The organism is Bacteroides sp. ET225 (assembly GCF_024733745.1).
In the GTDB taxonomy this organism is placed as follows: Bacteria; Bacteroidota; Bacteroidia; order Bacteroidales; family Bacteroidaceae; genus Phocaeicola; species Phocaeicola excrementipullorum.
The window spans coordinates 1-7,096 of sequence record NZ_JANRHN010000062.1; the positions used below are offsets into that span (position 1 = coordinate 1).

At 49.0% G+C, this 7,096-nt stretch carries 6 protein-coding genes; all 6 read left to right on the forward strand.

Annotated elements, in window-relative coordinates; genetic code table 11:
• Positions 1 to 247 precede the first annotated feature (247 nt).
• The gene (locus NW212_RS14925) at positions 248 to 2,890 is read left to right on the forward strand and encodes a DUF5686 and carboxypeptidase-like regulatory domain-containing protein (RefSeq protein WP_258339407.1); all 2,643 of its coding nucleotides are present in this window, start codon (positions 248 to 250) and stop codon (positions 2,888 to 2,890) included.
• A 76-nt stretch (positions 2,891 to 2,966) separates the two neighbouring features.
• The gene (locus tag NW212_RS14930) at positions 2,967 to 4,283 is read left to right on the forward strand and encodes a sigma-54-dependent Fis family transcriptional regulator (protein ID WP_258339408.1); all 1,317 of its coding nucleotides are present in this window, start codon (positions 2,967 to 2,969) and stop codon (positions 4,281 to 4,283) included.
• A complete protein-coding gene (gene lptE, locus NW212_RS14935; RefSeq protein ID WP_258339409.1) occupies positions 4,270 to 4,806 on the forward strand; it encodes an LptE family protein in 537 nt (178 codons plus the stop codon). Before NW212_RS14930 ends, lptE begins: the two co-directional genes overlap by 14 nt.
• Before the next feature lie 11 nt (positions 4,807 to 4,817).
• Positions 4,818 to 5,579: a tetratricopeptide repeat protein gene (locus tag NW212_RS14940; protein WP_258339412.1), complete on the forward strand. Its 762-nt coding sequence runs from the start codon at positions 4,818 to 4,820 to the stop codon at positions 5,577 to 5,579.
• Positions 5,580 to 5,583: 4 nt separating this feature from the next.
• Positions 5,584 to 5,964, forward strand: coding sequence for a preprotein translocase subunit SecG (secG, locus tag NW212_RS14945; RefSeq protein WP_258339410.1), 381 nt, complete (start codon positions 5,584 to 5,586; stop codon positions 5,962 to 5,964).
• A gap of 126 nt (positions 5,965 to 6,090) precedes the next feature.
• The coding region (locus tag NW212_RS14950; protein ID WP_258339411.1) for a DUF418 domain-containing protein at positions 6,091 to 7,096 on the forward strand (1,006 nt) is incomplete at its 3' end.

Here is a 7,096-nt window from a genome sequence, read left to right on the forward strand (position 1 = left end):
TGCGCTGTCTGCTGCGTTGTCCCGGCTCTTGTGTGTGGATTTCCTTTGCCTTTCGGTCTGCCTTGCAGCGTGAAAGAAGTTTTCCGGTTGGGTTTTCCGTGCAGCCCGTTGTACGGTTTTTTATCCTATTATTCATAAAAAAAGGTAAGAATATCTGTTTTAGGACATGTAAATTTGTGAAAGACCTTTTTGCTATGTAATTTTACACGCTATTTGTAAAATGACAGATAAGGTCTTGTTTTTTAATATGGTAAAAAGATTTGCATTGTTCGTGACTTTGTGTGTGGCGATTGTAAGGTTGTCGGCTCAGACAATCACGGGGGTCGTGACTGATGCTGATTCGGGCGAGCCGTTGCCTTACCTGAACGTATATTATGAAGGAAAGAACGTAGGTACCGTTACAGATACGGACGGAAACTATTCGATAGCTCTTCGTCCGGAATGGAAAGTTCTGACATTCTCGATGGTGGGCTATTCGTCGCAGAAGCTGAAGGTGACTTCTTCAACGAGGAAACTGAACGTGAAGATGAAAGCCGACCTTGTGCTCGATGAAGTGATTGTCAAGCCGAAAAAGGAAAAGTATTCGCGGAAGAACAACCCGGCGGTGGAGATGATGAAGAAGGTGATCAAGGCAAAGAAACTGTATGATCTGGGAGCGAACGACTATTATCATTATACGAAGTACCAGAAGATTACCTTCTCGATGAACGACATTACGGCAGACTCGCTGAAAGAGTCGAACTTCTTCAAGAAGTACCCGTTTTTCCGCGAGCAGGTTGAGGTTTGTGATGTGACCGGAAAAAACATCCTCCCTTTGTCGATGGATGAAACGGTGTCGGAAAAGGTGTACCGCAAGGAGCCGCACAGCGAAAAGACAATCATCAAAGGGATGAACTCGTCGGGAATCAACGAGCTTTTCAATACGGGTGATATCCTTACGACGATTCTGAAGGATGTGTTTCAGGACATAAACATCTATCAGGACCGGTTCCGCTTCCTGCAGTATCCTTTCGACAGCCCGATTTCGAATGCGGGTATCAATTTCTACAAGTACTATATCATGGACACGCTGGAAGTTGACAAGGAAAAGTGCTTCCGGCTGACGTTCGTGCCGAACAACTCGCAGGACTTCGGGTTTACGGGCGAGCTGTATATCCTTGCGGATTCAACCTTCCGCGTGCATAAGTGCCGGCTCAAGCTGCCCAAGAAGTCTGACATCAACTTTGTGGACAACATGATCATCGACCAGAAGTTCGGCGCGCTGCCTTCGGGCGAGTGGGTGCTGAAGGAAGACGACATGCTGTGCGAGCTGTCATACTTGCGGAAGATTCTGGGTTCGTTCCAGGTGCGCAGGACCACGCGGTATTCTGACTTCGGCTTTGAAGAGATTTCCGACCGGATATTCAAGAAGAAGGGCGATGAGATAAAGGATGTCAATGCCATGATGAGGGACGAGAGCTTCTGGAAGGATTACCGGCCGGAGCAGCTGACCAAGTCGGAAGACAACATGAGCAATTTTGTGGAGAATCTTTCCCAGATCAGAGGGTTCAAGTACATCATGTTCGTGCTCAGGGCCTTTATCGAAAACTTTGTGGAAACCGGTGTCAAGGGACGTCCCAGCAAAGTGGACATCGGGCCCATCAACACGATGATTTCGAGCAACTACATCGACGGGCTGCGCTTGAGAGGCTCTCTGCAGACCACCGCCAATCTGAATCCGCACTGGTTCTTCAGAGGATATTATGCCTACGGATTCAAAGACAGAAAGTCGAAATACAAGGGAGAGGTGGAGTATGCCTTTGACAAGAAAGAGTATCTGCCGCGCGAATATCCGATCAACTCGCTGACCCTGTCGTATTCATACGACAACATGCTGCCCACCGACAAGTTCATGGGTACGGACAAGGACAACGTGTTCACTTCGCTGAAGGTGACCGATGTCGACCAGTACAATTACGAGCGGACGGCAAGCGTCAAGTATGAGCTTGAACGGGAATCCGGACTGAAGACCACCATCCTGCTCCGCCATACCAATCTGGAACCTTGCGGAAAGCTGTTCTATCGCACGATGGAAGGCGAGAGCCGGCTGCAGCAGGACATAGCCTCAGGCGCATTGAGCGGTACCGAATGGGTGCGTTCGCCTTATAACACGCACGACTTCTCGGTGGCTGAGGCTTCGGTTGCTCTCCGCTATGCTCCCGGTGAAACGTTCATCAACACAAAACAGCGCCGTTTGCCGATCAATCTCGACGCTCCGGTGTTCACACTCCAGCATACGCTGGGACTGAAAGGCGTGTTGGGAAGCGACTATACCTATAATATGAGTGAAGTCACCTTCTACAAACGCTGGTGGCTGAGTTCGTGGGGAAATATCGACACCTCCCTCAAGGGAGGAATCCAGTGGAACAAGGTTCCTTTCCCGCTGCTGATCATGCCTGCCGCCAATCTTTCGTACATCATCCAGGACGAAACATTCAGCCTGATCAACAACATGGAGTTCCTGAACGACCGTTACGCTTCGCTTGATGTGTCGTGGAACATGCAGGGAAAGATTTTCAACCGCATTCCGCTGCTGAAGAAACTGAAGTGGCGCGAATTTATCAGCGTGAAGTGTCTGTGGGGCAAGCTTACGGACAAGAACAATCCGTTTCTTCCGCAGAATGCGAACGACCCGACCCTGATGATGTTCCCCGGCCATTACGATGCGGCCGGCAACTTCCATACGTCGAGCTATGTGATGGATCCCAAGAAGCCGTATGTGGAGGTCAGCGCAGGAATCCACAACATCTTCAAGCTGCTCCACGTGGAGTATGTCCGCCGTCTGAACTATAATGAACTGCCTACGGCAAGCAAGTGGGGCATCCGCTTCATGATCCGGACGGTGTTCTGAGAATATTCTTTTTTCTGACAAAATTACTTGTTTATATAAAGTTTTTGTAATTTTGTCATATAATCCGAGGAAACTTATGGTGAAGGCAGAAATACAGAGCGTGAAGTTGCGGTTCGGCATCATCGGCAATACCGAGGGACTGAACCGCGCGATAGATATAGCCATGCAGGTGGCTCCTACCGACCTTTCCGTATTGGTGACGGGAGAGAGCGGTGTTGGTAAGGAAAGTTTTCCGCAAATCATCCACCAATTCAGCCGCAGGAAGCACGGGCCTTACATTGCCGTTAACTGCGGAGCGATTCCTGAAGGTACCATTGATTCGGAACTTTTCGGCCATGAGAAGGGAGCGTTTACAGGCGCAATCAGCGACCGGAACGGTTATTTTGCCGAGGCTAACGGAGGTACAATCTTTCTGGATGAGGTGGGAGAGCTTCCGTTGTCTACCCAGGCGCGCTTGCTCCGAGTGCTTGAAACCGGCGAATATATAAAGGTAGGTTCTTCGAAAGTGCAGAAAACCGATGTGCGCATCGTGGCGGCCACGAACGTGAATTTTGCCGATGCCATCGCCGAAGGCCGTTTCCGTGAAGACCTGTACTACCGTTTGAATACGGTGCCCATTAAAGTGCCGCCCTTGCGCGAGCGTCCCGACGACATTGTTCTTCTGTTCCGCAAATTCGCTTCAGACTTTGCCGAGAAATACCGTATGCCGGCCATTCAACTTACGGAGGATGCCAAGCGTGTGCTCGTGTCATATTCGTGGCCGGGCAATATCCGCCAGCTGAAGAATATCACCGAACAGATTTCTATCATCGAAACGAACCGTGACATCAGTGCGGAGATTCTGAAGAATTATCTTCCGGCACAGCCGGAATCGCAGCTGCCTGCATTGTTGGGGATGAAGCCGGGTGAGAAGAAGTTTGAAAGCGAGCGCGAAATCCTTTATCAAGTGCTGTTTGATATGCGGCGTGACGTGACGGAACTGAAGAAGCTGGTTCACGGAATACTTGCCGAACGTAACGGAGGGGCTTCCGCAGCTTCTCCGGAGGTGCAGAGTGCGGTGCATTATTTGCAGAATCCGCCAGTGAATGTCATTCAGGATCCGTCGATTGTGGTGAATGCGCCTTCTGTGACTCCGGTCAGCACCATTACTCCGGCGGATGCGCCTCAAGTGAAGCTGGCTCATCCGGCTGTAAAGGTGACTCCGGTCATGATGCCTGAGGTGCAGGATACGGAAGAGTATGTGGAAGAGAATCTTTCGCTTGACGAGGTGGAAAAGGAAATGATCCGCAAGGCTCTTGAAAGGCATCACGGGAAAAGGAAAAACGCGGCAAACGATCTCAAGATATCAGAACGTACACTTTATAGAAAGATAAAAGAATATGGGCTTGATTAACAGAATAAAGAAAAAAACAGTGGTCTGCTTTTCGGCTGCCGTGCTCTGTGTGCTGACGGCGTGCACCATCTCTTATAAATTCAACGGTTCGTCCATCAACTATGACAAGGTAAAGACCATTTCGTTCGATAATTTTCCCAACCGTTCGGCTGCTTTCGTGTGGGGTCCGATGGAGTCAATGTTCAATACGGCCTTGCAGGACAAGTATATGCAGCAGACAAGACTGCGGCAGGTGCGACAGAACGGTGACCTGCAGCTCTCGGGAGAAATTACGAATTACGACGCTTATAATAAAGGCGTAGGGTCTGACGGCTATTCTACGATGGCCGAACTCCGCATGACTGTCAACGTGCGTTTCGTGAACAACTCCAACCATGCGGAGGATATTACCGACCAGCAGTTCTCGGCGAGCCGGGAATACAACTCCAGCCAGCAGCTCTCTTCCGTACAGGAAGAGCTTGTGACGCAGATGATTGATGAAATCGTTGAGCAGATTTTCAATGCAACCGTAGCTAACTGGTGATGCGGACTATGATGTGGCAGCAGCTTATACAGAAATGGATCAGGCATCCCGAGTCGTTGGACGGAGAAAGCCTCAGGCAGTTGAAGGAACTGCTGGATGCTTTTCCTTATTTTCAGACAGCAAGGCTTCTTTATCTGAAGAATCTGTTCTTGTTGGGCGATCCCGGCTTTAAGGAAGAGCTGCAAAAGGGAGCTTTGTTTGTTGCCGACCTGAGCGTACTGTTCTATTTCATTGAGGGAGAGCGTTTCGAGCTGAAGAAGCATTTGCCTGAGGCGGCCGGCGTATCGGAAGCGGAAGGTGACCGGACGCTTGATCTGATCAACCGTTTCTTGTCGGATGCGGAGCAGGCGGGCGATGACGGCCTGCTTCCTTTGCCCGTTGAGTCGAGCGTAGACTATACGTCTGTCTTGCTGGAAGAAGGAGAGGAAGACGGCGGATCCGCATTGCCTTTGCAGGGACATGAGTTTATAGACCGTTTTATAGAAAATGCCGGTTCTGAGGAACTTTTGCCGGATTTGCCTGCCGGGAAGCCGGAAGAATGTGCCGCTGAGGACTCCCTTGCGGGAGATGCTTGCGCAAAAGAGGATGACACAGAGGAGGATGAAAGCTATTTCACCGAAACCTTGGCTAAAATATATGTTAAACAGCAACGGTATGACAAAGCTTTGGAAATTATTAAAAAATTAAATTTGAAATATCGAAAAAAAAATACTTACTTTGCAGACCAAATGAGATTTCTGGAAAAATTGATTATTAACGCTAAATCAAAATAGGAAAATGTATTTATTATTAGTTGTATTATTGGCGCTTGCGGCTGTACTGATGTGCTTTGTCGTATTGGTGCAGAATTCTAAGGGTGGCGGCCTTTCGTCGGCATTTGCCTCTTCAAACCAGATTATGGGTGTGCGCAAGACTACTGATTTCATTGAAAAGCTGACGTGGGGACTGGCTGTTTTCATGGTTGTAGTGAGCGTTGCGGCATCGTATGTGATTCCGTCGCAAACGGGAAATTCTTCTGTAATCATGGACCGCGCGGTGAAAGAACAGACCACTAATCCTTTGAACGCTCCTGCAGGCTTTGCTGCTCCTCAGAGCAATGACGGAGCTGCTGCGACAACTCCGGCACCTGCCGCAAATGATTCTGCCGCGAAGAAATAACTATTGATCAAAACAGCAGTTGGTTTCAGATATGTTTGAAATCATAAGATAAACAGACAACGGACCTTGTATTTCTCTGGAAAGATGCATTCAAGGTCCGTTGTTTTTATATTTACTCAGTCAACTATGGAAACGCAGTCAAAAAAACGCATCCTGGCAGTCGACGCTTTGCGCGGATTTGCCGTAATGGGGATAATACTTTTGCATAATATCGAGCATTTCAACTATTATTCTTTTCCGGAGGCTCCGTCGTCTTTCATGAAATCGCTCGACACTTCTCTGTGGAATTTTCTGTTCTTTTCGTTCTCCGGAAAGGCGTATGCCATCTTTGCTTTGCTGTTTGGCTTCACTTTTTATTTGCAGAGCCACAGTGCGGCAAAGAGGGGCGAAGATTTCAAGAACCGCTACATGTGGAGGCTGCTTCTGCTGCTGGGCTTCGGCTTCATCAATTCGCTGTTTTTCCCCGGAGAGATATTGGTGCTGTATGCAATATTGGGCTTCATCCTCGTGCCTGTCCGCCATTGGACAAACAGAAGCCTGCTTGTGCTGGCCATAATTCTCATGCTCCAGCCTTTGGACTGGATAAAAGTTTTTATGGGGCTGTCTGATCCGTCTTATGCTCCCGAACAGATGATTTATTCTTTGGGTGACGTTTATCCTCAGTTGGGCGGGGACTCGTTTTGGGAGATGATCAAGGCGAATTTCGTTGCCGGACAATTGGCGAGCCTGAATTGGGCGTGGTGTTACGGGCGTGTATTCCAGACTTGCTCTTTGTTCATTTTGGGCATGCTGTTGGGCCGTCTGGGGTATTTCAGGTTTGCAACGGACGACGAGCGGAAGCGTTCGGCCCGTTTCTGGATCCGGATGCTCTGCGTTTCGCTTCCTCTGGCTGTGGTGTTGTATTACTTCAAAGAGCTTGTATTTGCCTGCGTTGACCAGAAGCTGGTGCTGGAGAGCCTGAAAACCATCTTGAACTCATGGTACAATCTGTTTTTCATGTTTTCGATGGTGGCGGCCTTTCTGTTGCTCTATTGGGTCAATGAGGGCAGAATCCAGCGCATCCTTGCTCCTTACGGACAAATGAGTCTGACCGACTATATCACCCAGTCCGTAATCGGCAGTTTTTTGTACT